This window comes from Flavobacterium defluvii (genome assembly GCF_900129555.1).
In the GTDB taxonomy this organism is placed as follows: domain Bacteria; phylum Bacteroidota; class Bacteroidia; order Flavobacteriales; family Flavobacteriaceae; genus Flavobacterium; species Flavobacterium defluvii.
Genome location: NZ_FQWC01000001.1, coordinates 685,352 through 711,814, shown reverse-complemented (window position 1 = coordinate 711,814; position 26,463 = coordinate 685,352). Strand labels below are relative to the sequence as shown.

The following is a 26,463-nucleotide window of genomic DNA, read 5'->3' as shown; positions in this document are numbered from 1 at the left end:
GCTAAACCTTAATCTTATATTAAAAGGGTTTAAAATCTAAATAAAAACATAAATAAACTAATATATAGTAGATTGCAGAATAATAAGACTACATTTGTTCATTATTATAAATAAATATCTATGAATATTTTTGTTGGAAGCCTTCCATTCAGTATTGAGGAAGCAGATTTAAGAGAGTCTTTTGAGGCTTATGGAACAGTTGACTCTGTTAAAATTATTACTGATAAATTTACTGGAAGAAGTAAAGGCTTTGGTTTTGTTGAAATGCCAAATGATAGCGAAGCTCAGAAAGCTATCGACGAATTGAATGGTGCTGTTGTATCAGGACGTACAATCGTTGTAAATAAATCTGAGCCAAAACCAGAAGGCGAAAGAAGAAGTTTTAATAATAACCGCGGAGGAAACGATCGTGGTGGTTATGGAAACAACCGTGGCGGAGATCGCGGAAACAGAAGAGAATATTAATGTTTTTTTTCTAAAATATAAAAGGGATCAATGAAAATTGATCCCTTTTTTTGTTTCAGGTTTATTTGTTTCAAGCTTCAAGTTGCTGGAACGTGAAACCTGAAACTTGAAACAAAATAAACTATTATAAATTAGCAACTAACCAGTCTCCAACTTCGCTTGTCTTGTAAGCTTTTGATCCTTTTACAGCTAAGTCTTCTGTAACAACACCTTCTTCTAAAGATTTGTTTACAACGGCACGGATAGCATCAGCTTCAGCTTTTAATCCAAAAGCATCTTCGAACATCATGGCTGCAGATAAAATGGTGGCTAATGGATTGGCAATATTCAATCCTGTAGCTTGTGGGTAAGATCCGTGAATTGGTTCGTATAATGAGGTATGTTCTCCTACAGAAGCAGAAGGCATTAATCCCATAGAACCGGAAATTACAGAAGCTTCGTCAGTTAGAATATCTCCAAATAAATTCTCAGTAATTAATACATCATAAGAGTTTGGCCATTGCACCAAACGCATTGCAACAGCATCAACAAATTCATAAGAAACCGTTACTTCCGGATAATCTTTTTCCATTGCCTGAACTGTTTCTCTCCATAAACGTGAAGTTTCCAATACGTTTGCTTTGTCAACGCAGCATAATTTTTTGTTACGGGACATTGCCAGTTCGAAACCTTTTTTAGCTAAACGCTGAACCTCGGCTCTTGTGTAAACACAGTTGTCAAAAGCGGTATCTCCGTTATCTTTTCTTCCTTTTTCACCAAAGTAAATTCCACCTGTTAATTCTCTTAAGAAAACTAAATCAGTTCCTTCAATTCTTTCTCTTTTTAAAGGAGAATTGTCAATTAAAGAAGGAAAAGTAAATGTTGGGCGCACATTTGCGAATAAGCCCAATTTTTTACGCATTAATAATAGTCCTTGTTCAGGGCGAACCGGTGCACTTGGATCGTTATCATATTTTGGATGTCCGATAGCTCCAAATAAAACCGCATCGGCTTTCATACAAATTTCGTGCGTTTCGTCTGGATAAGGAACTCCAACTGCATCAATTGCGCAAGCTCCAGTCAAAGCAGGAGTCCAGGTTATTTCGTGATTGAATTTTTTTGCAATAGCATCAGATACTTTTACAGCTTCATTTATTACTTCTGGTCCGATTCCGTCTCCGGCTAAAAGGGCTATGTTTAATTTCATTCTATATGTGTTATTAAGGTTCAAAGGTTCTAAGTTGCTAAGATTCTAAGTTTTTATTCTTATTACTTAGTTTTGTTTTTAAGATTCTGAGTTGCTGAGATTCTGAGTTCAAAGAAGAAAAATTTAGTAGCTTAGAATCTTAGCAACTTAGAACCTATGTAATTATATTCAACATTTTTTGCGTTGCAATAATCGCTGCAACGGTTTGATCCGAATCTAATCCGCGGGTTTTGAATTCTTTTCCGTTGTTAACCCAAGTTATAATGGTTTCGCACAACGCATCAGAACTACTTCCTGGCGGGATTCTCACGGCATAATCGATCAATTTCGGAAGCGTAAGTTTTTTGCTTTTGTAAATCTTCGATAAAGCATTCATAAAAGCATCAAACTGACCGTCTCCTTGCGCATTTTCTTCGATTATTTCTCCGTTTAAATTTAAAGATAAAGTCGTAGATGGGCGCATTCCTTTAGAATGAACCAGCATATAAGAGTTTATCGTAATTTTTTCTTCGTAAGTATGACTATCCAAAACATCTGAAATAATGTATGGAAGATCTTCTTTCGTTACGGTTTCTTTTTTGTCGCCCAATTCGATAATTCTTTGGGTAACCAATTTCAAATCTTCGTTGTTTAGTTTTAAACCCAATTCCTGAAGATTTTTTTCGATATTGGCTTTTCCTGAAGTTTTTCCGAGGGCGTATTTTCTTTTTCTTCCAAAACGTTCTGGAAGAAGGTCATTGAAATAAAGATTGTTTTTATTGTCTCCGTCGGCGTGAATTCCGGCAGTTTGTGTAAAAACATTATCTCCAACAATTGGTTTGTTTGCAGGAATTCTATAACCTGTAAAAGTTTCAACCAGCTTACTCACAGAATACAAAGAAGTTTCTTTTACGTTAATGTCTACTTGTGGCAGATAATCGTTGATTACGGCAACAGTACTTTCAAGCGGTGCATTTCCGGCGCGTTCTCCCATTCCGTTTACCGTTACGTGAAGTCCGTTGATTCCCGCTTTTATGGCTTCCATAACGTTGGCAACACTTAAGTCATAATCGTTATGAGCATGGAAATCAAAATGAATGCTTGGATATTTTGCTCTGATTTTTGAAATAAATTCAAAAGTTAGAGACGGAATTAAAACGCCTAAAGTGTCAGGAAGTAAAACTCTTTTAATTGGCTGAGTTGCTAAGAAATCCAAAAATTGAAAAACATAATCTGGAGAATTTCGCATTCCGTTGCTCCAGTCTTCCAGATAAACATTGGTTTCAATATTTTTTTCTTTTGCTAAAGCGATAATTTGAGCGATTTCGGAAAAATGTTGTTCCGGAGTTTTCTTTAATTGATGTGTTAAGTGATTCATTGAGCCTTTGGTCAGCAAATTCTGCACTTTAGCACCCGCTTTTTTCATCCAGTCAATTGAAACGCCTCCATCAACAAATGTTAGAACTTCAATTCTGTTAATGTATCCTTTCTCTTCAGCCCATGAAGTAATGCCTTTTACAGCCTGAAATTCTCCTTCGCTCACACGCGCCGAAGCAATTTCGATTCTATCAATATTTAATTCCTCCAGCAACAATTGCGCAATGGTCAGTTTTTCTGCAGCAGAAAATGAAACTCCTGAGGTTTGTTCACCATCACGAAGTGTCGTATCCATTATTTCAATTTTTCTTTTTTCCATATTGATATTGTAATTCTGATGTAATTTGACGCTGATTTTACGGATTCGCTTTCGCGAAGACGCTGATAAAAACGGATTTTTTTATTTGGATAAAAAATCTGCGTTACTCCGAGTTTTTGCGAAAGCAAATCAGTTTCATCCGCGTTCTATATTCTAGAAAGACCCGAGAGGTTTTGAAGCCTTTCGGGTCTAATAGACTGAATGATATTTCTATTAGTACGGAAGTTTATCAGCAAAAGCTTTAATATCTTCCTTCATGTTTTGTAAATAATCAATATCGTCAAAACCATTGATTAAGTTGTTCTTTTTGTAACCGTTAATGGCAAAAGATTCTTGCTCGCCAGTTGATAACAAAGTAATGGTTTGGTTTGGAAGATTGATTTCTAATTCTGTTTTAGGATCAGCTTCGATAGCTTTGAAAATATTAGCTAAAAATTCTGGGCTGATTTGTACTGGCAATACACCAATATTCAAACAGTTTCCTTTGAAGATATCTGCAAAGAAACTAGAAACCACAGCGCGGAATCCGTAATCGTAAACTGCCCATGCAGCGTGCTCTCTAGAAGATCCAGAACCGAAGTTTTTTCCTCCAACCAAGATTTTCCCGCTATAAGTTGGGTTGTTTAAAACGAAATCTGCTTTTGGAGTATCATCTCCGTTGTATCTCCAGTCTCTAAAAAGATTGTCTCCAAAACCTTCGCGTTTTGTAGCTTTTAAGAAACGAGCCGGGATGATTTGATCTGTATCTACGTTCTCAATTGGCAACGGAACTCCGCTGCTAGTAAGTATATTAAATTTATCGTATGCCATTTTAATTTTAGATTTTTGGATTTTAGATTTTAGATTTTCTGAAAATTGAGAATCTTTATAACCTAAAAGCGATTGTAATTGATTTTGAAATTGTTATTGCAATTGTCATTGACTTAGAACAGCTCTCTTGGGTCGGTCAATTTTCCTGTAACCGCAGCTGCAGCAGCCATAATTGGACTTGCAAGAAGCGTTCTTGAACCAGGACCTTGACGACCTTCAAAGTTTCTGTTTGAAGTACTTACTGCATATTTTCCAGCAGGAACTTTATCGTCGTTCATTGCTAAACAAGCAGAACATCCCGGCTGACGTAATACGAAACCAGCTTCAGTCAAAATATCTAAAATTCCTTCTTCTTTAATCTGAGCTTCGACAACGTGAGAACCTGGAACTAACCAAGCGGTAACATTATCTGCTTTTTTTCTTCCTTTTACAATTTCAGCAAAAGCTCTAAAATCTTCAATACGTCCGTTTGTACAGCTTCCTAAGAAAACGTAGTCGATTTGTTTTCCAATCATTACATCGTCTTCGTTGAAGCCCATGTAAGCTAAAGATTTTTTGTAAGTTTCCTCACCGCCTTCAACTTCTTTTGCACTTGGGATATGTTTTGTGATACCGATTCCCATTCCTGGGTTAGTACCATAAGTAATCATTGGTTCGATGTCTTCCGCTTTGATATTTAATTCGGCATCAAATACAGCATCTGGATCAGTTTTTAAAGTTTTCCAGTATTCAACAGCTTTTGTCCAAGCTTCTCCTTTTGGAGCGTAAAGTCTTCCTTCTAAGAAATCGAAAGTAGTTTGGTCAGGAGCAATCATACCTCCACGAGCACCCATTTCGATACTTAAATTACAAACCGTCATACGGCCTTCCATAGTCATGTTTTCAAAAACATCACCAGCATATTCAACAAAATATCCAGTTCCTCCAGAAGTAGTTAACTGAGCAATAATGTAAAGTGCAACGTCTTTTGGACCAACACCTTTACTCAATTTACCGTTTACGTTGATACGCATTTTCTTTGGTTTTGGCTGCATAATACATTGAGTAGAAAGCACCATTTCAACCTCAGATGTTCCGATACCAAAAGCAATTGCTCCAAAAGCACCGTGAGTAGACGTATGTGAATCTCCACATACAATAGTAGCACCTGGCAAAGTAATTCCGTTTTCAGGACCCACTACGTGTACAATTCCATTTTTTTGGTGACCTAATCCCCAGTGCGAAATTCCGTATTCAGCGGCATTGTCTTCAAGAGCTTTAAGCTGGTTTGCAGAAAGCGGATCCTGAACTGGTAAATGTTGGTTTATGGTTGGTGTATTGTGGTCGGCAGTTGCAAAAGTACGTTCTGGATATAATACATTAACGCCTCTTGATTTTAATCCTAAAAAAGCAACAGGACTCGTAACTTCATGAATGAAATGGCGGTCAATAAAAAACACATCTGGCCCATCTTCAATTTTACGCACAACATGTGAATCCCATACTTTGTCAAATAATGTCTTACTCATTTTTTATTTTTTTAAATTGTAATTTCTATAACCACAGCAATTTCCTGTTCATTATAATAGCAAAACAAAAGTAAAAAAAGATAAAAAAGCGTCAATTTCGATATTTCATTATATACGATACCCAAACTAATTTACAAATTGCCAAATGGCTTTTGCAAGCTAAAATTTGAAAGAAAAATGATTAAGAAATAGATTTGCTTTTTCTTTTTCGGCTTTGATTTTACCTGTTTGTTTTTTGTTTTAATAGTTTGCAAATTTATCTCAAAATCAATATAAAATATAAGAATTTGATTGAAAAAATCTAACAAATTACATAAAAATAGTAATAATTGTTAGTTTTGAAATCTTTGCTAAAAGAATGCTTTTTGAGTTTTTTAAAGCATTGAAAGGCGTTTTTTGGACATTATTTAGATTCAATAAAACATCAAAATACTACGACATCCAAGAAGTGTATTTTTATGAAATTTTGTGTTTTTTTGAAGCAAAAACTGATTTTTTGAAAGAAGTGTTTTTGAAAATTAATTCAAAGAATTTTTAAATTCTAATGGAGTAAGATTGGTTTTCTTTTTGAATAATTTGCTGAACGATTGAGGATATTCAAAACCTAGTTGATAAGCGATTTCTGCTACTGAAAGATTGGTTGTAATCAGGAAATCTTTTGACTTTTCTATTAATTTCGAATGAATATGCTGTTGTGCATTTAGTCCGGTTAAATTACGAAGCATGTCGCTGAGATAATGACTCGAAACATTAATCTGTGAAGCCAGAAATTCTACTGTTGGCAATCCTCTTTTTAAGGTTTCAGAGTTGCTGATATAATTGTCCAGCGTTTCTTCAACTTTCAATAATAAATCGTGACTGATGATTTTTCTGGTAATAAATTGGCGTTTGTAAAAACGATTGCTGTAATTCAGCAAAACATCAATATAAGAAACAATCACATCTTGGCTCATTTCATCAATTGCGGTATTGAGTTCGTTGTCGATACTTTGTAATAATCCAATAATAATTGTTTTTTCGCTGTCTGAAAGATGCAGCGCTTCATTGGTATCATAAGAAAAGAAACCATATTTTTTGATGCTTTTTCCCAAAGGATAATTCCGAATAAAATCAGGATGAAATAAAAGTGTATAGCCGCCGTATTCTGCGCCTTCTTCATTTTCAGTAAAAATTAACTGAGTTGGAGAAGCAAACATGAGTCCGCCTTCGTTGAAATCATAATAGCCTTGACCGTAGCCCATTTTTCCTTTGGTGGAAAACTTATAAGAGATCTTATAAAAATCAAGCAAAAAGGCATGATTCGCTAAATCTTCATTGATGACCAACTTTGTATTGTCTACCAAACTCACCATTGGATGAAGCGGTTTTGGCAGTCGAAGCAGATCGTGAAACTGCGATATAGAAGAGATTTTTGCCGGATTATTGTTTTTCTTTTCCATGATATAAAAGTATGAAAATTTAAAAGACTAATACCGTTCGGCTTCTTGAAACCTGAACGGTATTAGTTTGAAATGAATTATTCTCCAAAAAATTGTTTGCCAAATTCAGAACGAAAAACTTCGTCGCCTACTTCCAGTCTGCGTTTATAAAATGCTTTTGCATCTTCGCCGGCAACATATCTTAATTGGTTTTTTCCATCAGTTGCAGCTTCGTAAACAACATCAGCAATTTGCTCAGGAGTTGAAGCCATTTCAAACATAACGTCAACGCTTCCAAACATTTTATCTACCATTGTCTGATATTCAGGTTTGGCACCAGTATCTAATGAACCATGAAGAAATTCAGTTTTGATACCACCAGGAGAAACTGTTTTAATGTTTATTCCAAACGGATTTAATTCGTAAGCCATACTTTCGCTCCAGCCTTCTAAGCCCCATTTTGTTGCGTGATAAATTGATCCTAAAGGAAAAGCAATCAATCCGCCGATAGATGTTGTAGAGATAAACAAACCGCTTTTTCTTTCTCTGAAGTAAGGAATAAATGCATTCGTAACGCGAATTACTCCCAATAAATTAGTATCTAATTGTTTGGTAATTTGGGAATCAGAAAGACTCTCTAAAGGGCCAATTAATCCATAACCAGCATTGTTAAAAACGATATCAATGTCGCTTAATTCTAGTGCTTTTTTAACCGTAGATTGGATTTGATCATAATGGGTAACGTCTAACGCCAAAAGCGTAACGTTTTTTAATTGAGAAAGTTCAGTTTCTTTTTCAGGGTTTCTCATGGTTGCGATTACATTCCATCCTTTTTTGTGGAATAATTTTGCTGTTGCTTTTCCTAAACCTGATGATGCGCCTGTGATAAAAATTGTTTTCATGATTATTTGTTTTTTTAATTGTTATAATTTGATGAAGCAAAGTTCAGGATACACTGTAGTTTAAAAGTGTTCATTTTGGTCTAATGAGTATCCAAAATGAATAATTGAAGAAAAAGTTTTGAGTTTAATTATTTTAAACACATAGAAACATAGTTTTTCTTTGTCTACAAAGGCGTTTCACTTATTTAAAAGTACACATAGCTATGTGTGAAAATCTAGATTTTCTAAAATCTCTTTTTACAAAACTACAATCTATGTTTCTATGTGTTTAAAATTTTAAGTATTGCAATCGACAAGTTTTAATTAACGTTTTTGTTAACAACTTTCGCTTCTTTATTTCTCTAAAAAAAGCGTAAATTTGAATTCCTCCGATTTTTCATTTCACATTTTGTTATATTTCATGTTATCAATGGTTTGCAATGTTTGTGATTTGGAATTTGGAGTTCTAAAATTTGACTTTTTGCAACTCTATGTATTTAATATTCGATACCGAAACAACCGGATTACCAAAACGCTGGGATGCCCCAATAACCGATTCTGATAACTGGCCTCGCTGTATACAAATTGCCTGGCAGTTGCATGACGAAATGGGACAGCTTATTGAGCATCAGGATTATTTGGTAAAACCAGAAGGATTTAACATTCCGTATGATGCCGAGCGTATTCACGGAATCTCGACTGAATTGGCTGAAGCCGATGGAATCACTTTGGCCGAAGTTTTAGAGAAATTCAATATTGCTTTAAGTAAAACCAAATTCATTGTTGGACAGAATTTAGGTTTCGACGTAAATATTATGGGAGCCGAATTCCATAGAATGGGAGTAGATTCTATTATGGCTTCCATTCCGGTTCTCGATACTTGTACCGAAGTTACCGCTTCGTTATTGCAACTTCCGGGAGGTCGAGGAGGAAAATTCAAACTTCCAACTTTGACCGAATTGCATGAATATTTATTCAATGTTCCTTTTGCAGAAGCCCACAACGCAACTGCCGACGTTGAGGCCACTACGCGTTGTTTTTTAGAATTAGTTAGAAGAGAGGTTTTTACCAAAGAAGAACTAGATGTTCCTCAGGGGTATTTTAAAGATTTTCAGGAAAGAAATCCTGAGCCGTTTAAGCTTATTGGTTTAAAACATATCAATTTAAAAGCGGCTTCAGATAAAATCAGAGAACAGCTTAAAGCCTTACAAACTGAAGATAAACAAACTGTAGTTTCAGAATCTGATAAAGCCGATTTTAAAGCTGCAAAATTTGCACATTTACACAATCATACACAGTTTTCGGTACTTCAATCGACTATCGGAATTGGAAATATAGTTGCGGCTGCAGCCAAAAATGGAATGCCGGCTGTTGCCATGACCGATACAGGAAACATGATGGGAGCTTTCCATTTTGTGAGCGCCGTTATGAACCACAACAAAGCCGCTTCAGGGAAAAATAAAGCTTTGGTCGAAGCGGGTGAGGAACCAACAGAAACTGAAGTAAAACCAATTGTAGGTTGTGAATTTAATATTTGCGACAATCACTTAGATAAAAGCAAAAAAGACAACGGTTATCAGGTTGTTTTATTGGCCAAAAACAAAGCCGGATATCACAATCTGGCTAAAATGGCTTCCATTGCTTATACGGATGGATTTTATTACGTTCCAAGGATTGACAGAAAAATTGTTGAGCAATACAAGGGCGATATTATGGTCTTGTCTGGAAATTTATACGGAGAAATTCCGAGTAAAATCCTGAACATTGGTGAAAATCAGGCCGAAGAAGCTTTGATTTGGTGGAAAGAACAATTTGGAGAAGATTTTTACCTTGAAGTAATGCGTCACAATCAGGAAGATGAAAATCGTGTCAATAAAACCCTGATTGAATTTTCGCAAAAGCATAATGTCAAGCTAATTGCAACTAACAATACTTATTATTTAAATAAAGAAGATGCCAATGCACACGACATTTTATTGTGTGTAAAAGACGGTGAAAAGCAGGCAACGCCAATTGGTCGTGGCCGCGGTTATCGTTATGGACTTCCAAATCAGGAATACTATTTCAAGTCCGAAGAAGAGATGAAAAAACTCTTTGCCGATCTGCCGGAAGCCATTATCAATATTCAGGAAATTGTAGATAAGGTTGAAGGTTACTCATTGTATCGTGATGTATTGCTTCCCAAATTTGATATTCCGGAAGAATTTATGGTTCCCGAAGATGAAGAAGATGGCGGTGTACGAGGAGAAAATAAATATCTCCGACATCTGACCATGGAAGGTGCTAAAAGAAGATATGGCGAAATTACCGAATCGATTCAGGAACGTCTGGATTTTGAATTAATGACGATTTCGAATTCAGGATATCCAGGTTACTTTTTGATTGTACAGGATTTCATTGCCGAGGCGAGAAAAATGGATGTATCGGTAGGACCAGGGCGTGGTTCTGCAGCCGGATCTGCGGTTGCTTACTGTCTCGGAATTACCAATATTGACCCCATTAAATACGACTTACTTTTTGAGCGTTTTCTAAATCCTGACCGTGTATCGATGCCCGATATTGATATCGACTTTGATGACGAAGGTCGTGGCCGTGTAATGGAATACGTAATCAACAAATACGGAAAAAATCAGGTGGCACAGATTATCACTTATGGTAAAATGGCGACCAAATCGGCGATTCGTGATACCGCTCGTGTACTGGATTTACCATTATTTGAAGCTGATAGAATTGCGAAACTGATTCCGGGAATGATGCCGTCAAAATGGAATCTGGCGCGTTTTATTTCGGAGAGTGAAGAGGAAGTCAAAAAAGCTCTTCGTTCTGACGAATTTGATAATGTAAAAGAATTAATTGCCATAGCAAACGAAGGTGATTTAGCCGGAGAAACGATCCAACAGGCAAAAATTCTTGAAGGATCAATGCGTAATACAGGAATCCATGCCTGTGGGGTTATCATTACACCGTCGGATATTACGAATTATGTTCCTGTAACGACAGCAAAAGATTCCGATTTATATGTAACTCAGTTTGATAACTCCGTTGCCGAAAGTGCCGGATTGTTGAAAATGGACTTCTTGGGTCTTAAGACCCTTACGCTGATAAAAGACACCGTAAAACTTGTAAAATATAGAACGGGAATTGAGCTGAATCCTGATACTTTCCCAATCGATGACGAAGAAACGTATGCGCTTTTCCAAAGAGGTGAAACCGTTGGAATCTTCCAATATGAGTCGCCTGGGATGCAGAAATACATGAAGGATCTGAAACCAACGGTTTTTGGAGATTTAATTGCAATGAACGCCTTATATCGTCCGGGACCTTTGGAGTATATTCCGTCTTTCGTTCGAAGAAAAAATGGCGACGAAGAAATTAAATACGATTTAGATGCCTGTGCCGAATATCTTTCTGAAACCTATGGAATTACCGTTTACCAAGAGCAGGTAATGCTTTTGTCTCAGTCTTTGGCAGGATTTACAAAGGGTGAGGCCGACGTATTGCGTAAAGCGATGGGTAAGAAACAAAAAGACGTACTGGATAAAATGAAGCCGAAGTTTGTTGAACAAGCCGCAGCAAAAGGCCATGATGCCAAAATTCTGGAGAAAATCTGGAAAGACTGGGAAGCCTTTGCGAGTTACGCCTTCAACAAATCGCACTCAACTTGTTATGCCTGGATTGCATACCAAACAGCTTATTTGAAAGCGCATTATCCTGCCGAATATATGGCAGCGGTACTTTCGAATAATATGAATGATATTAAACAAGTTTCGTTTTTCATGGAAGAATGTAAACGTATGGGATTACAGGTTTTAGGTCCTTGTGTAAACGAATCATATTATAAATTTACCGTAAATGATAATTACGCTGTTCGATTCGGGATGGGAGCAATTAAAGGAGTAGGAGCCGGAGCAGTTGAAACTATCGTTGAAAACAGAAAAGACGGAAAATATAAATCGATTTTTGATTTGGCAAAACGAATTGATTTGCGTGCGGCAAACAAAAAAGCGATTGAAAATTTAGCTTTAGCAGGAGGGTTTGATTCTTTTGAAGGAACTTCAAGAGCACAGTATTTTCATGATGATGGCGATGGAATCACTTTCTACGAAAAAGCAATGCGTTACGGGTCGAAATTTCAGGAAAACGAGAATTCGTCTCAGGTAAGTTTGTTCGGAGAAACCAGCGAAGTGCAGATTGCAGAACCTGTTGTGCCTCCATGCGAAGACTGGAGCACAATGGAAAAACTGGCCAAAGAAAAAGAAGTTGTCGGAATCTATATTTCCGGACATCCGCTTGACGATTTTAGGTTTGAAATGAAATACTTCTGTAATGCTCGTTTAGAAGCGCTAAAAAGTATGAATGAATATGTTGGGAAAAACCTAACCTTTGCCGGAATTATTAATAACGTACAGCATCGTGTGGCTAAAAATGGAAAAGGCTGGGCAGCATTTAACTTAGAAGGATATGATGAAAGTTACGAGTTTAAGATTTTTGGTGAAGAATATTTGAAATTCCGCCATTTCTTAATTCAAAATAATTTTGCCTTCCTGAAAATAATGATAAAAGATGGCTGGGTTAACCATGATACAGGGAAAAAATCAGATCCAAGAATGCAGTTTGTTGAGGTAAGACAATTACAGGATATTCTAGAAGCTTTTGCAAAAAAGCTGATTCTGTTATTAGATATTAAAGATTTGCATCCCGATTTTATTCATAGATTAAGTCATTTATTCAATGAAAACAGAGGAGATAACTCAGTGAGTTTTGAAATCATGGAAATTGAAAATATAAAACGTCTGGTCGAAGTTGAAACTACCAGTGAGTTTGAAGACAATGAAGATGCCGTATTTGAAGATGTAAGTGATGATAATGAAACAACTGTTGCAGAAGCCAAAATGCAGGAAGTTAAAGAAGTAGAAGAGGTGAAAGTAGTAACCAAACTGACAATGCCAAGCAGAAGATTAAAAGTTAGGATTTGTACCGAACTACTTCAGGAATTAGAAAAAATGCAGATAAATTTTAAGCTGAACTAAATTTTAACAGTTAAAATTTGATAGAATGTGAATTTTTTTAGTTAAAAATATGCATGCATAATACTTTTTTAGTAATATTGCCCGAAATTACAACGATTTCGTTCCAAGTCTAACAATGCAAACTATAGGAATATGTTAAAATAATCTATGTTTGTATAAAAACAATTAAAATCAGAATTATGAAAAAGAACCTATTTTTATTAGGATTATTAGTTTGCTCTATGGCTACTATGGCGCAGACAGAAAAAGCAGACAAACCAGAAAGCTGGTACTTTAAATTAGGAGGATCTTATTTTAACCAAACTGCTTCAACTGAGTTTCCAGAAGTTGGAGGACAGGCACCAAACAGAGATGTATACGAAGGTAGATTAACAAATAATAAATTGGTTTCAAGAGAAAGCATTACAGGTTCTTTTGGTCAGGGTTTTAGAAGTGGAATCACTGCAGGATATCGTTTCTCTACACGTTTAGGAGTTGAGGTTGCAGCTAATTACTACATTAGTAATAGTAAGACAATGGCTCAGACAACAAATAGACTTTATGCTTATAATCAGGCTACAAACGTAGATACTTATCTAAGCTTTACTGCTGAAGGACAAATTAAAGCTTTTGACATTGCACCAGCTGTCGTAATGTTTTTAGGTGAAGCTCACGGATTTGAGCCGTATACTAAAGTTGGAGTAATTGTTCCAATTCACGGTACATTAGATATAAAAACTGATAGAGAGCTTACATCTTATTCAGGAAATAATGTGGTAGCAACAAATAATATTTATTCTAAGGATGTGGTAAAACCAAACCCAACACTTGGATTTATGGCTTCTTTAGGAACATCGTATAAATTAGGAAAACACATTTCTGCGTTTGCTGAATTAGAATACCGTAACTTTACTGTGCACGGAAAAACTAAAGAAACTACTGAATATACAGTGAATGGACAAGATGCTTTAGCAACAAGAAATACTTCACAGAGATATACAGTGTATCATGATAGATTAGATGTAAATTCTAATAATCCTTTGTTTAACCCAAATACTGCTACTACAACTGATACAACTGATACAACGAGACCAAATGACAAAATGGATGAGTTAAGCTCTTATGTTGGAATCTCTGGTTTAGGATTAACTGTAGGTTTAAAATACAGCCTATAATTTTTTTATAGAAGTTTTATAGTTTTTTGAAGAAAGGATGTTCGAGAGAATATCCTTTTTTTATCGCCAAAATTCAACTTTGAGAAAGTATGAGTTTAATTGCCTCCAGCTTTAGCTGGAGGTTAATAGGATTGAATTTAAAAAAGGCTTTAGCCGAACAAAAGTTTTTGGCTAAAGCCTTTAATATGTTTTAATTTTTATCCTCCAGCTTTAGCTGGAGGCAATTAATTATTTAGAATTTCTAAATTCTTTTAAAACTTCATCAATAACCCAGGTCGTTCTCGCTCCTGAAACTCCTTTTGATGGGGAAGCACCTTCTTTTCCTAAAAGTTCAGCAATAACCGTTTCTATAAAAGGCTGCTGAATATGAAGCGGATTTTCTATCGTAATACTTTCCTTTTCTCCATTAGTATATTGAATATGAATTGGATCATTTCCAAAAGTCGAAAACGAGATTTTACCTTTATCGCCTACAATTTCGGTATTATCATAACGCTCAAAACTTGCAAAATTCCACATTCCCGATCCGTGAATTCCGTTTTCGAATAAAAATGACATTGAAACAGCATCTTCGGCAGGATAAGCCATTAATTGAGAAGTTGCATGCCCGCGAACAGATTTTATCGGACCTAAAACAAAATCCAGAAAATCTAAAGTGTGACAGGCCAAATCAACAAAAATTCCACCGCCTGAAATATGCGGTAAAACCGTCCACGGAAGGTTAATTTCGTCATCATAGCGAGCTTCAAAAGAATGATATAAAACGCAGTTTACATGTCTAATGCTACCTAATTTTCCTTGGTCAATTATTTCTTTTATTTTTAAAAAACGCGGTAAGCCTCTTCTGTAATAAGCAACAAAAAGCGGCACATTATGTTCTTTGCAGACGCTAATCATCTCATTGCATTCTTCAAAAGTCAAAGCCATTGGTTTCTCTACATAAACAGGTTTTCCGGCTTTGGCGCATAAAATGGTATATTCTTTATGAGAAGATGGCGGCGTAGCGATATAAACAGCATCAACTTCGGGATCATTTATTAAATCTTCAGCATTCGAATACCATTTCGGGACATTATGACGTTTGGCGTAATCTTCGGCAAGTTTTGCATCTCGTCGCATAACCGCAACTAAAGCCGAATTTGGAGCTTTCTGCAAAGCCGGTCCGCTTTTTACTTCGGTTACATTTCCGCAGCCAATAATTCCCCATTTTATAATTTTCATGGTTTAAGTTTTAAGTTTCTCAAATTTAAAAGAAAATTAGCCACGAATTCACGAATTTATTTTAATCTGCATCTTAAAAATTCTGTATCGATTACACGAATTCATTTCGCGCAGATTTGAAAAGATTTAAGCAGATTTAACATAGATTTTTATTTTATTCTGCTCAATATGCAAAATCTGCGGAAGAAAAGAAAAACAAAATTTGTATAATTTTAGACAAAGAAAAAGCCACGATATTCACAAAATAAATTCGTGAATTCGTGGCTGAAAAATCTTAGTTTTTAAGTCTTATTTTTTAGGCAGAGCTTTAAAACCCATATTATAAAGTGTGAAAGCCTGAATGTCTACATTTTCCTGAATAGTAGCCGCAACAGATTTTCCTGCGCCGTGACCTGCTTTTACATCAATTCTAATTAAAACCGGATTTTCTCCTGCTTGTTTCTCCTGTAGTTCAGCAGCAAATTTAAAACTATGCGCCGGAACAACACGATCATCATGATCTCCGGTTGTAACCATTGTAGCCGGATATTTAGTGCCGCTTTTAACGTTTTGAACAGGAGAATATCCTTTTAAATATTCAAACATTTCTTTGCTGTCCTGAGCAGTTCCGTAATCATACGCCCAACCTGCACCAGCTGTAAAAGTGTGATAACGAAGCATGTCCATAACACCAACTGCAGGAAGTGCTACTTTCATTAAATCAGGGCGTTGTGTCATTGTTGCTCCCACTAACAAACCTCCGTTTGATCCTCCGCGAATCGCTAAATAATCAGATGAAGTATATTTTTGAGCAATTAGATATTCTGCAGCGGCGATAAAGTCATCAAATACATTTTGCTTTTGAAGTTTAGTTCCCGCATCGTGCCATTTTTTACCGTATTCACCGCCTCCTCTTAAATTGGCAACGGCATAAACGCCTCCGTTTTCCATCCAAACCGCATTTGAAATGCTAAAAGCAGGCGTCAAACTAATATTAAATCCGCCGTAACCATAAAGAATCGTTGGATTTTTACCGTCTAATTTTGTTCCTTTTTTATACGTAATAATCATCGGAACTTTTGTACCGTCTTTTGAAGTATAGAAAACTTGTTTAGACTCGTAATCATCACTTTTGAAATCAACTTTCGGTTTTTGATAAATTTCTGATTTTCCAGATTTTGGCTCAAAAGAAAAAATTGTTCCCGGAGTTGTGTAATTTGTAAAGCTGTAGTATAAAATCTTTTCTTCTTTTTTTGCACCAAATCCTCCGGCAGTTCCAACCGCAGGAAGTTTAATTTCACGAACTAATTTTCCGCTGTAATCGTATTGTAAAACTAATGAAACGGCATCTTTTGTATAATTTGCAAAGAAATATCCGCCGCCTGTAGACGGAGATAAAACATTCTCGGTTTCTTTAATAAAATCTTTCCAGTTTTCTTGTTTTGGATTACTGAAATCTACTGTAACTACACGTCCGTTTGGAGCATTATAATCGGTATGGATAAATAATTTTGTGCCTTCGTTTTCTATAATCGAATTATCAGTATTAAAATTATCTACAATCGTAATAATTGGACCGTTTGGTGTTTTTAGATCTTGAATATAAAGCTCGTTTCCGTAAGTAGAATTTGCTGCTGTAATGACCAGATAATGATTGTCTTCGGTAACATAACCGCCAACATATCTTCTTTTTTGATCGGCACCAAAAATCACTTTATCTTCTTTTTGAGAAGTTCCTAACTTATGAAAATACAATTTATGCTGATCTGTTTTGGCAGAAAGTTCACTTCCTTTTGGTTTATCATAACTGGAATAATAAAAACCTTCATTTCCAAGCCATGAAACACCGCTGAATTTTACATCAACCAAAGTATCTTCTAAAATTTTTTTAGACAAAGCATCAATAATAATAACTTTTCTCCAGTCGCTTCCGCCTTCAGAAATTGAATAAGCTGCTTTGTTTCCATCTTTAGAAAACTCTAAGCCACCCAGAGAAGTCGTTCCGTCTTTTGAGAAAGTATTCGGATCAAGAAAAACCTCTTCTTTGCCATTTTGGTCTTTTCTATAAACAACAGATTGATTTTGAAGTCCGTTATTTTTAGAATAATAAGTAAACTTTCCTTCTTTAGACGGAGCTCCAATTTTCTCGTAATTCCAAAGTTTTTCCATTCGTTTTTTAAGCTCTTCACGAAACGGAATTTTATCTAAATATCCATACGTTACTTCATTTTCAGCTTTCACCCAAGCGCCAGTTTCTGCAGATTTATCATCTTCCAGCCAACGATAAGGATCGCTTACTTTTGTGTCAAAATATACATCGACAGTTTCTCCTTTTTTAGTTTCCGGGTACTGAATTTTATTTTGCCCAAATGAAATTCCTGCTGTTGTAATCGCCATTAGTAGAAATGTTTTTTTCATATTTAAGTTTGTCGGTTTTAACAAAAATAGCATTTTTTGTGTCATTGTTGAATTTTTAACCGCAAAGTACGCAAGAGTTTATGCAAAGCACTCAATATTAATCTCGCAAAGGCGCAGAGACGCAAAGTTTTAAAATTTCTTTGCGACTTCGCGCCTTTGCGAGATTTTTTAAATGCCAAGCTAAAATAAAAACTTAGCGAACCTTGCGTAACACTTTGCGGTTAAATTATTTATAAGTTGAAATTAACACCCAGAACGATGTTTCTTCCAATATTTGGGATTCCGTCTGTTTTTAATCTTGAAAGGTGTGCAATGTATTTTTTGTCGAATAAATTGTTTCCGTTCAGATTAACATCAAAAGCAGTTTTTCCTAGTTTTACCGTTCCTCCAAAACCTAAATTTACTAAAGTATAACCTTTAGAAGCCGTTTCGAAACCACTTACATTATCCTGACTGAAAGTCGAAGAAACATTCAAAGAAGCAAAACCTTCGCTTAACCAGTCTTTAATATTAAATTCTGTTCTCAAGGTGTTATTCCAGTTGTTTGCAGGAATTAATGGTAAATAATCATCATTGTCTTTTTTACCTGTTACAGTTTCAAAACTAGTTTCAAAATGCAGCCAGTCTAAAGGATGTGGGTGAAAGTGTAATCCAACTTCACCACCATATAATTTGGCATTATCCTGAACATAAGCGAAAACATCATTGTCATCACGAACTTCTCCAGTTGGCGAAGTGTAGATATAATTATTTACGTGATTGTAAAATCCGTTAACGAAAAACTCAAAATGCGTGTTTTTGTATTCTAAATTCAAATCAGTCTGAACGTTTTGTTCTGTTTTTAAATCAGCATTTCCTATTTCATAACGATTTGTTCCTTCATGAACACCGTTTGAAGTCAATTCGGCTAAGTTTGGCGCTCTAAATCCTGTAGCAACATTTAAACGAAGTGTTAACGGTTCAGCCAGTTTTGTTTTATATCCTAAAGAAGCATTAAAACTGTCAAAAGATCGGTCAAGAGCCTGAAAATAGCCTTCTTCGCCTTCAGTTCCGTGAGCGTCAGAAGTAATGTTTCTGTTATCAAAACGTAATCCTGCCTGAAGAACGCTGTTATTCCATTCGTAATTGGCAGTTCCAAAAACACCAAAATCATTCGTTGTGGCATCCGGAATTAAATATTCTTCACCAGAATTTTTATTTGTCTGGTGCATTCCCTGAATACCTAAAATAGTTTCGATTTTTCCGAATTTAGGAAAGTGATATTTTAAATTATAATTCAGAGTATTCAGTTTCATATGAAGAGAAGCTTCGTTGCTGTCTTCAAATTCACTTCTGTCATTAGAAATATAACCTAAATCAACATCCAGTTTTGAGTTTTCAAAAAAGATAACATTGTTTAAACTCAACAAATGGTTGAAAATTCCCTGTCTCGGAAACTGTGTGTCTTTGCTGGAAGATTGTTCAGCGATTCCTTCCTCCGGAATTCCAATATCCAGTTTGTTGTAATTGTATCTTAAAACACTTGAAAAACTCGAATTACTATAACCAATTCCGGTTTTAAAATCGGTTTCGTTGTAACGTGAATTTGTTACGCGGTCGCCGCCAGAAATTTTATAGTCAGAATGTGTATTGTAACTTCCGCGAGCCAGAAATTTCCAGTTATCAGTAGAAGTTTTTAAACCAATAGAAGAATTACTTCCTTCTGTATTTGTAAAATATTTTTGGCTGAAATTAGCTTTAAAAGTACCGGCATCAGCAAATTTTTCAGGATTAAAGTATAAAACTCCTCCCAAAGCATCAGAACCGTACAATAGCGATGCCGGGCCTTTAATAACTTCAACACTTTCAATTCCTGCATCATTTAAACCTAAACCATGTTCGTCTCCAAATTGCTGATTTTCGATACGAACCCCTTGAGAATAAACCAAAACACGGTTTCCGCTTAATCCGCGAATAACCGGTTTTCCAATAGAAGTTCCGGTAGAAATTTGCGAAACTCCCGGAATTGTAGCCAAACCTTCGATTAAAGTCGAAGTTCCTTTTTGTTGCAAAGTTTTAATGCTTTCATGCTCGATCTTCATTACGTTTTGCGATTGTAATTTGTTAAAAGGCGTAGAAACCACAACTTCATCCATTTCTAAAATCGATTCTTCGAGCGTAACATCAATTGTATTTTGTTTTACAAGTTTGGCGATTGTTTTATTTTGAGTAGCATATCCAACATAAGAAAAAGACAGACGCAGATTTCCGTTTGGAAGATTATTTAATTCGTATTTTCCGTTTGCATCAGTTGTTGTTCCTTTGTGTAATTCCGGAGCATAAACAGAAACACCCGGTAATGGCTGGTTTTGGTTATCTGTTACAGTTCCTGAAACCGAATTTTGAGCAGAAAGCATGCCCGAAAACCCTAAAATAAGGGCAATTATGAATTTTTTCATTTGAAAATTTTGCTATAGTTAAATTGAATTTCTTCTTTTAAATGAAAAATTAACTTTAACAGAAAAGTATTCTGATCCTAATTAATAAAATAGGATTAGGAAACTCAATGTTGTTTTGAATTTATATTTAAAAAGAAAGTGGTAAGATTATTTCGAGTATTCGAAATTAAGAAACTATAAAAGCTGGGGGGCCTCGTAATAAATATGAAGTTGTTGAAACAGAATAAATCTTTTCTGAAAGCGGAAAGAAATAAGGGATTTCGCTGTCGAAAGAATGAAACTGAAAAGAAAAACTTTCTGGTGCAATGTAACTTCCAAAAGCAAAATTACATACAAAACAAACGTCATAATTATGATGCTGATGCGTTATTTCTCCACTCGGGTCATTATAATCATGATGACATTGTTTCTCTGAAAGCTGTTTTACAATATGCTCATAACTGTGTATCGACTGAAACAATATTGAGAACAATACTGTAACAGCAAAAGAGAAACTTAATATGAGCTGCTTTTTCTTCATCAGAGACAAAGGTATAAAAGATCATGCAAATACAAATTCATTTTTTGAATTCTAATGCAGATTCTTTGAAAAAAGTTCAGCAAAGGAATATTTTCTCAATCAAAAATAGAATAATTACTTTCTAATCTTATCCTGAACTAGCATTATACTATATTTGTAAGTAAAATAAATTGAATCAATCAAACGTTTATTTTCCAGAACCTCTTTTTAAATTCAAAAAATCTATGCGATTACTTTTTAGCTGTTTGTTTTTAGCTTCATTTTTTAATGTTTTTGCACAGCAAGATGCAAAACCAGAAATAAAACCTATAGTTAAAATAGATTCTTTATATAGAGAAGATCAATTTTATTTTTCTGTAACTTATAATATGTTTACAGACATTCCTCAAAAGTTCAAGCAGAATAAATTTTCACTTGGACTTTCAGGTGGTATTCTTCGGGATATGCCGGTTAATAAAACCCGAACCGTTTCTATTGCTGCAGGTTTAGGGTTGAGTTATCAAAATTACTATCAAAATTTTGCGATTTCAAAAGATGTAAATGGCGCATTGGTTTACAATGTTGCAGATGCCGGAGAAATTTCTTCAAATCGATACAGGCAATATTCTGTCGATCTTCCGATAGAATTTAGATGGAGAAATTCTACATACGAAAGCACAAAGTTTTGGAGGATTTATGCGGGTCTAAAACTAAGTTATATATTCTCAAATACTTCTATTTTAGACGATGGCGAAAATACGTATCGAATAAATAACAATGATGCAATCAATAAATTTCAATACGGACCTTATCTTTCTGCAGGTTACAACACATGGAATCTTTATTTATATTACGGTTTAAGCCCTTTGTTTAAAGACGGTGTAACAACTTCAAGCGGAGAAAAAGTTACCATGAAAACGCTGAATGCAGGATTGATTTTCTATATTTTATAGCCACAAATACAAAAATAAAACCTGCGGTAAAACGCCAATTAACAGACCAATTAAAATTTCTTTTGGCGTATGTGCATCCATTTCTAATCTGGATGAAGCTACAATTCCCGATAATAAAATTAAAAGTGCTCCCCAGTACGGATTATGCATTTGTAAATGAATATTTAATCCGATGGCAAAAATTGTAATTCCTGTAATGGCGGTCATATGAAGGCTCGCTTTAATTTTGAAAAGCGAACAAACTAAAGCTAAAATTGTACTAAACAGTGCGCCAAGAAAAAAGAAATGAAGCTCAGGATAACGCGTAATTACTATACTTCTTTTTACTAATAAAATATATAAAAAACATTGTAAAATAAGCGGAATTCTACGCTGCGCAATCTCAGGAAGCATTACTGATTTTACATGTCCCGTTGAACGTAAAAGCATAAAAAATAATATTGGGACTATAACTGTAATTACTAAGATCTGAAATAAAACGAAGTATTTTTCCTGAGTTGTAAAAATATCATCCTTACAATAAAGGTAAAATAATGTGGCATACATCGATATAAAAATCGGATGCAGGATATAGGAGAATAATGGAAGTATTTTTTTCAAAACGCTTTATTTTGTGGTATTCAACAAATATAAATGAAATATAAATAAGGATCGCAGACTGTCCAATTTTTTAAGAAAATCACAACTCTTTTGTATCTTTAATGTTTTAAATTTGACAAAAAGAAATTTCTAAATGAGCATAAATTTAAAAAGCCTTATTCCGGTTTTTAACGCCGAATGGATAGGTGCAGAATCTGATATTTTCGTTGATCATATTTCGATCGACAGCCGTTCTTTACAAAACGGATCTCAAACATTGTTTATTGCCCTTTCCGGCGTGAATAATGATGCTCATTTGTATATCTCAGAGCTTATAGAAAAAGGTGTTCAGAATTTTGTCGTTCAGTATATTCCCGAAAATGTAAAAGGAAAAGCTAATTTTTTGGTTGTAAAAAATACACTCAAAGCACTTCAGGAACTCGCAGGTTATTACCGTGATTTATTCGATTTTCCTATAATTGGTTTAACGGGAAGTAACGGAAAAACCATCGTAAAAGAATGGCTCAATTTTCTTTTAAGCCCGGATTATAATATTATCCGAAGCCCAAAAAGTTACAATTCTCAGGTTGGTGTTCCGCTTTCGGTTATTGCTATAAACGAAAAACATAATTTAGGAATTTTCGAAGCCGGAATTTCGACGGTAAACGAAATGGTTAATCTCGAAAAAATCATTAAACCTAATATTGGTGTTTTAACCAGTATTGGTTCTGCGCACGATGAAGGTTTTGAAAATCCGGAACAGAAAATCAAAGAAAAATTATTGCTTTTCAAAAAGTCAAACGTAATTATTTATCAGAAAAATGAATTGGTAGATAAATGTCTTTTGGATTTTTCTGCCGAATATAAACTAGAAAACAGAACTTTATTTTCATGGAGTTTTATCGATGCTTCTGCCGATGTTTTTATTCTGAATAAAGAAACCAAAAACGATTCAACAACAATAAAATATCAATATAAAAACGAAGTTTTCAATCTTGAAATTCCGTTTAGCGATTCTGCTTCTATAGAAAATACCATTTCATGTTTACTGGTTTTACTGCGTTTTAATTATGATTTCGAAGTGATTCAAAATCGCGTAAAATTACTTTATCCGGTCGAAATGCGTCTGGAAGTTAAAAACGGAATCCATAATTGCAGTTTAATTGACGATAGTTACAGTTCCGATTTTCAATCATTGAAAATTGCTTTAGACTTCTTGGAAAGCCAAAAAAAGAACGCTTCTAAAACGGTTATTTTATCGGATATTTTTCAAAGCGGATTTTCGAATGAAGAGTTGTATTCAAAAGTTGCTCAGTTAATTTCAGATAATAAAATTAATAGAATTATTGGAATTGGAAACACAATTTCATCTTTTGCAGATAAATTTCCAAACAGTACGATGTTTCAAAACACAGCTGAATTTATTGACGCAATCGAAAGTCTGAATTTCAATAACGAAACGATTTTAATAAAAGGGGCAAGATCATTTCAGTTTGAAGAAATCGTTTCGCTGCTTGAAGAAAAAACGCATGAAACCGTTCTCGAAATCAATCTTGACGCTATAAATCACAACTTAAATTATTTCAAATCAAAATTAGCCGACGATGTGAAAATCATGGTTATGGTTAAGGCTTTTGGTTATGGAAACGGCGGACTCGAAATTGCAAAATTACTCGAGCACAATAAAGTAAATTATTTAGGTGTGGCTTTCGCCGATGAAGGAATTTCGCTGAAAAATGGCGGAATTAAATTGCCTATTATGGTTTTGAATCCGGAATCGACCAGTTTTCCTTCGATAATTCAATACAAACTGGAGCCTGAAATTTACAGCATAAAAGGGTTAAATGCTTTTTTAAAAATTGCGAGAGAAAAGAATCTGAAAGATTTTCCTATTCATATAAAACTCGATACAGGAATGCATCGTTTAGGTTTTGAAGACAATACGATCAATGAATTAATTGCCACTTTAAAAGGAAATTCAACGGTAAAAGTTCAGAGTATTTTATCGCATTTGGCAACAAGCGACGATATGAATCATTATGATTTCGTTATCAAACAGATTAATTTATTCGAAAAATTATCGTCAAAATTAATGACGGAATTAAACATAAACCCAATTCGTCATATTTTGAATACTTCCGGAATCAGCAATTTTCCGAGTGCACAATATAATATGGTTCGTTTAGGAATTGGTTTATACGGAGTTTCTAATGATCCTTCAGAACAAAAATATCTGGAAAATGTAGGAACTCTGAAATCGATTATTTCGCAAGTCCGCACCATTCCTGCTGGCGACAGCGTAGGTTACGGACGCCGTTTTATGGCCGAAAAAGAAACCAAAATTGCCACAATTCCAATTGGTTATGCTGACGGTATTTCGAGATTATGGGGAAATCAGGTTGGATTTGTAACCATTCAAAATCAAAAAGCCTACATAGTAGGAAGCGTTTGTATGGACATGCTGATGGTTGACGTAAGTCATATTGACTGCAAAGAAGGCGATTCGGTAATTATTTTCGGCGAAAGCCCAACCGTTATCGAAATGGCTGAAGCTTTAAGAACCATTCCGTATGAAATCATGACGAGTATTTCGCAACGCGTGAAAAGGGTATTTTTTAGGTAGTTTTAAGGAATTATCAGGAAAATTGCGTATTTTCGATATTCACTTATTATAAACATAAACAAATCAGATATGGGATTTTTTTCAGAATTTAAGGCATTTGCAATGAAAGGCAACGTAGTTGATCTTGCGGTTGCAGTAATTATTGGAGCAGCTTTTGGTAAAATTGTAAGTTCATTTATTGAAGATGTTATTACTCCTTTAGTATTAAAACCTGCTTTAGATGCAGCACATCTGTCAAAAATAGAAGATTTGACGGCTTTTGGTGGAGTTAAATATGGTCTGTTTCTTTCGGCAGTAATTAACTTTATTATTGTTGCCTTTGTTTTGTTTTTGATAATTAAAGCATTAAACAGTCTTAAAAAGAAAGAAGAACCAGCTCCAAATCAACCAGCAGCACCAACTCAGGAAGAACTGCTTACCCAAATTAGAGATATTTTAAAAAATAAACAATAAAATATAATACCGCTACACTAAGTCTAACTAAACCGCTTTTGATTGAGGCGGTTTTTTTACATATTGTTTAATTTATAACATTTTGTTATTTTTTGTGAAGCGCCTTGTTTTCAGTTTTATTATAACTATTTTTGCAGAGTAAAATTAGAATAATAGATATTTAAAAATATAAATAATGAGAATTGCAGTTGTAGGTGCTACCGGAATGGTTGGCGAAGTAATGCTTAAAGTTTTAGCAGAAAGAAATTTTCCTGTTACAGAATTAATTCCTGTTGCGTCTGAAAGATCAGTAGGAAAAGAAATCGAATACAAAGGAACCAAATATAAAGTTGTAGGATTGCAAACTGCTGTAGATATGAAAGCTGATATTGCTGTTTTCTCTGCAGGAGGTGATACATCTTTAGAATGGGCTCCAAAATTTGCTGCTGCCGGAACAACTGTAATCGACAATTCATCAGCATGGAGAATGGACCCAACTAAAAAATTAGTAGTTCCTGAAATCAATGCTTCTGTATTAACAAAAGAAGATAAAATTATTGCAAACCCAAACTGTTCTACTATTCAAATGGTAATGACTTTGGCGCCTTTGCATAAAAAATACAACATCAAAAGAATTATTGTTTCGACTTATCAGTCTATCACAGGAACTGGTGTAAAAGCAGTGAAACAATTAGAAAACGAATATGCAGGAATTCAGGGTGATATGGCTTACAAATATCCAATTCACAGAAATGCAATTCCACATTGCGATAGTTTCGAAGAAAACGGATACACTAAAGAAGAAATGAAATTAGTTCGTGAAACTCAAAAAATTCTTGGTGATAACACGATCAGAGTTACAGCTACTGCAGTTCGTGTGCCAGTTGTAGGCGGACACAGCGAAGCGGTAAACGTTGAGTTTACAAATGATTTTGATGTAAACGAAGTTCGTGAAATTCTACACAATACTGATGGAGTAGTGGTGCAGGATAACTTAGATACATTTACTTACCCAATGCCATTGTATGCAGAAGGTAAAAATGAAGTTTTTGTTGGAAGAATCCGTCGTGACGAAAGCCAGCCAAACACTTTAAACATGTGGATTGTTGCCGATAACTTAAGAAAAGGCGCTGCAACTAACACAATCCAAATCGCAGAATATTTAATTCAGGCTGGTTTGGTATAATTAGAGAT

Annotated in this window: 18 protein-coding genes; 7 read left to right on the top strand and 11 right to left on the bottom strand. The window is 35.0% G+C overall.

Going from position 1 to position 26,463, the window contains the following annotated elements; genetic code table 11:
• Positions 1-120 precede the first annotated feature (120 nt).
• Positions 121-465, top strand: coding sequence for an RNA recognition motif domain-containing protein (locus tag BUC29_RS03100; protein WP_012023384.1), 345 nt, complete (start codon positions 121-123; stop codon positions 463-465).
• Positions 466-589: 124 nt separating this feature from the next.
• Here BUC29_RS03100 and leuB read toward each other — a convergent pair whose 3' ends face one another.
• The 6 genes from leuB to BUC29_RS03065 all read right to left on the bottom strand — a co-directional run bounded on the left by leuB (position 590) and on the right by BUC29_RS03065 (position 7,964).
• Entirely contained in the window at positions 590-1,651 is a 1,062-nt protein-coding gene (gene leuB, locus BUC29_RS03095) for a 3-isopropylmalate dehydrogenase (protein WP_073413237.1), read from the bottom strand.
• A 154-nt stretch (positions 1,652-1,805) separates the two neighbouring features.
• Positions 1,806-3,326 carry an alpha-isopropylmalate synthase regulatory domain-containing protein gene (locus BUC29_RS03090; protein WP_073413236.1) on the bottom strand — a complete coding sequence of 507 codons (1,521 nt, stop codon included), beginning with the start codon at positions 3,324-3,326 and terminating at the stop codon, positions 1,806-1,808.
• Positions 3,327-3,539: 213 nt separating this feature from the next.
• Complete coding sequence (leuD, locus tag BUC29_RS03085) at positions 3,540-4,136, bottom strand: 3-isopropylmalate dehydratase small subunit (protein WP_073413234.1); 597 nt, start codon at positions 4,134-4,136, stop codon at positions 3,540-3,542.
• A 113-nt stretch (positions 4,137-4,249) separates the two neighbouring features.
• The gene (gene leuC, locus BUC29_RS03080) at positions 4,250-5,644 is read right to left on the bottom strand and encodes a 3-isopropylmalate dehydratase large subunit (RefSeq protein ID WP_073413232.1); all 1,395 of its coding nucleotides are present in this window, start codon (positions 5,642-5,644) and stop codon (positions 4,250-4,252) included.
• A gap of 518 nt (positions 5,645-6,162) precedes the next feature.
• Positions 6,163-7,083, bottom strand: coding sequence for a helix-turn-helix domain-containing protein (locus tag BUC29_RS03070; protein WP_073413228.1), 921 nt, complete (start codon positions 7,081-7,083; stop codon positions 6,163-6,165).
• Between the two features lie 77 nt (positions 7,084-7,160).
• Complete coding sequence (locus tag BUC29_RS03065; RefSeq protein ID WP_073413226.1) at positions 7,161-7,964, bottom strand: SDR family oxidoreductase; 804 nt, start codon at positions 7,962-7,964, stop codon at positions 7,161-7,163.
• Between the two features lie 470 nt (positions 7,965-8,434).
• Here BUC29_RS03065 and dnaE point away from each other — a divergent pair, with 470 nt between their 5' ends.
• Positions 8,435-12,973 (top strand): DNA polymerase III subunit alpha, encoded by a 4,539-nt coding sequence (dnaE, locus tag BUC29_RS03060; protein WP_073413224.1) that lies wholly within the window; start codon positions 8,435-8,437, stop codon positions 12,971-12,973.
• Positions 12,974-13,152: 179 nt separating this feature from the next.
• The gene (locus BUC29_RS03055; RefSeq protein WP_073413222.1) at positions 13,153-14,127 is read left to right on the top strand and encodes an outer membrane beta-barrel protein; all 975 of its coding nucleotides are present in this window, start codon (positions 13,153-13,155) and stop codon (positions 14,125-14,127) included.
• 228 nt (positions 14,128-14,355) lie between these two features.
• Here BUC29_RS03055 and BUC29_RS03050 read toward each other — a convergent pair whose 3' ends face one another.
• From BUC29_RS03050 to BUC29_RS03035, 4 genes are all read right to left on the bottom strand, one after another.
• A complete protein-coding gene (locus tag BUC29_RS03050) occupies positions 14,356-15,348 on the bottom strand; it encodes a Gfo/Idh/MocA family protein (RefSeq protein ID WP_073413220.1) in 993 nt (330 codons plus the stop codon).
• Between the two features lie 288 nt (positions 15,349-15,636).
• Positions 15,637-17,745 (bottom strand): prolyl oligopeptidase family serine peptidase, encoded by a 2,109-nt coding sequence (locus BUC29_RS03045; protein WP_073413600.1) that lies wholly within the window; start codon positions 17,743-17,745, stop codon positions 15,637-15,639.
• 230 nt (positions 17,746-17,975) lie between these two features.
• Entirely contained in the window at positions 17,976-20,183 is a 2,208-nt protein-coding gene (locus BUC29_RS03040) for a TonB-dependent receptor (protein WP_073413218.1), read from the bottom strand.
• A gap of 166 nt (positions 20,184-20,349) precedes the next feature.
• Entirely contained in the window at positions 20,350-20,703 is a 354-nt protein-coding gene (locus BUC29_RS03035; RefSeq protein ID WP_073413216.1) for a hypothetical protein, read from the bottom strand.
• A 224-nt stretch (positions 20,704-20,927) separates the two neighbouring features.
• Between BUC29_RS03035 and BUC29_RS03030 the strand changes: the two genes are divergently transcribed.
• Entirely contained in the window at positions 20,928-21,635 is a 708-nt protein-coding gene (locus BUC29_RS03030) for a porin family protein (RefSeq protein ID WP_073413598.1), read from the top strand.
• On the opposite strand, the gene BUC29_RS03025 is transcribed toward BUC29_RS03030, so the two are convergent.
• Positions 21,630-22,235: a hypothetical protein gene (locus BUC29_RS03025; protein WP_073413214.1), complete on the bottom strand. Its 606-nt coding sequence runs from the start codon at positions 22,233-22,235 to the stop codon at positions 21,630-21,632. The two genes, BUC29_RS03030 and BUC29_RS03025, sit on opposite strands and share 6 nt — an antisense overlap.
• Before the next feature lie 133 nt (positions 22,236-22,368).
• Here BUC29_RS03025 and BUC29_RS03020 point away from each other — a divergent pair, with 133 nt between their 5' ends.
• The 3 genes from BUC29_RS03020 (at position 22,369) to BUC29_RS03010 (ending at position 26,455) form a co-directional block, all read left to right on the top strand.
• Complete coding sequence (locus tag BUC29_RS03020) at positions 22,369-24,837, top strand: bifunctional UDP-N-acetylmuramoyl-tripeptide:D-alanyl-D-alanine ligase/alanine racemase (RefSeq protein ID WP_073413212.1); 2,469 nt, start codon at positions 22,369-22,371, stop codon at positions 24,835-24,837.
• A 69-nt stretch (positions 24,838-24,906) separates the two neighbouring features.
• A complete protein-coding gene (mscL, locus tag BUC29_RS03015) occupies positions 24,907-25,290 on the top strand; it encodes a large conductance mechanosensitive channel protein MscL (RefSeq protein ID WP_073413210.1) in 384 nt (127 codons plus the stop codon).
• A 175-nt stretch (positions 25,291-25,465) separates the two neighbouring features.
• Positions 25,466-26,455 (top strand): aspartate-semialdehyde dehydrogenase, encoded by a 990-nt coding sequence (locus BUC29_RS03010; RefSeq protein ID WP_073413208.1) that lies wholly within the window; start codon positions 25,466-25,468, stop codon positions 26,453-26,455.
• The last annotated feature ends 8 nt before the right edge of the window (positions 26,456-26,463 follow it).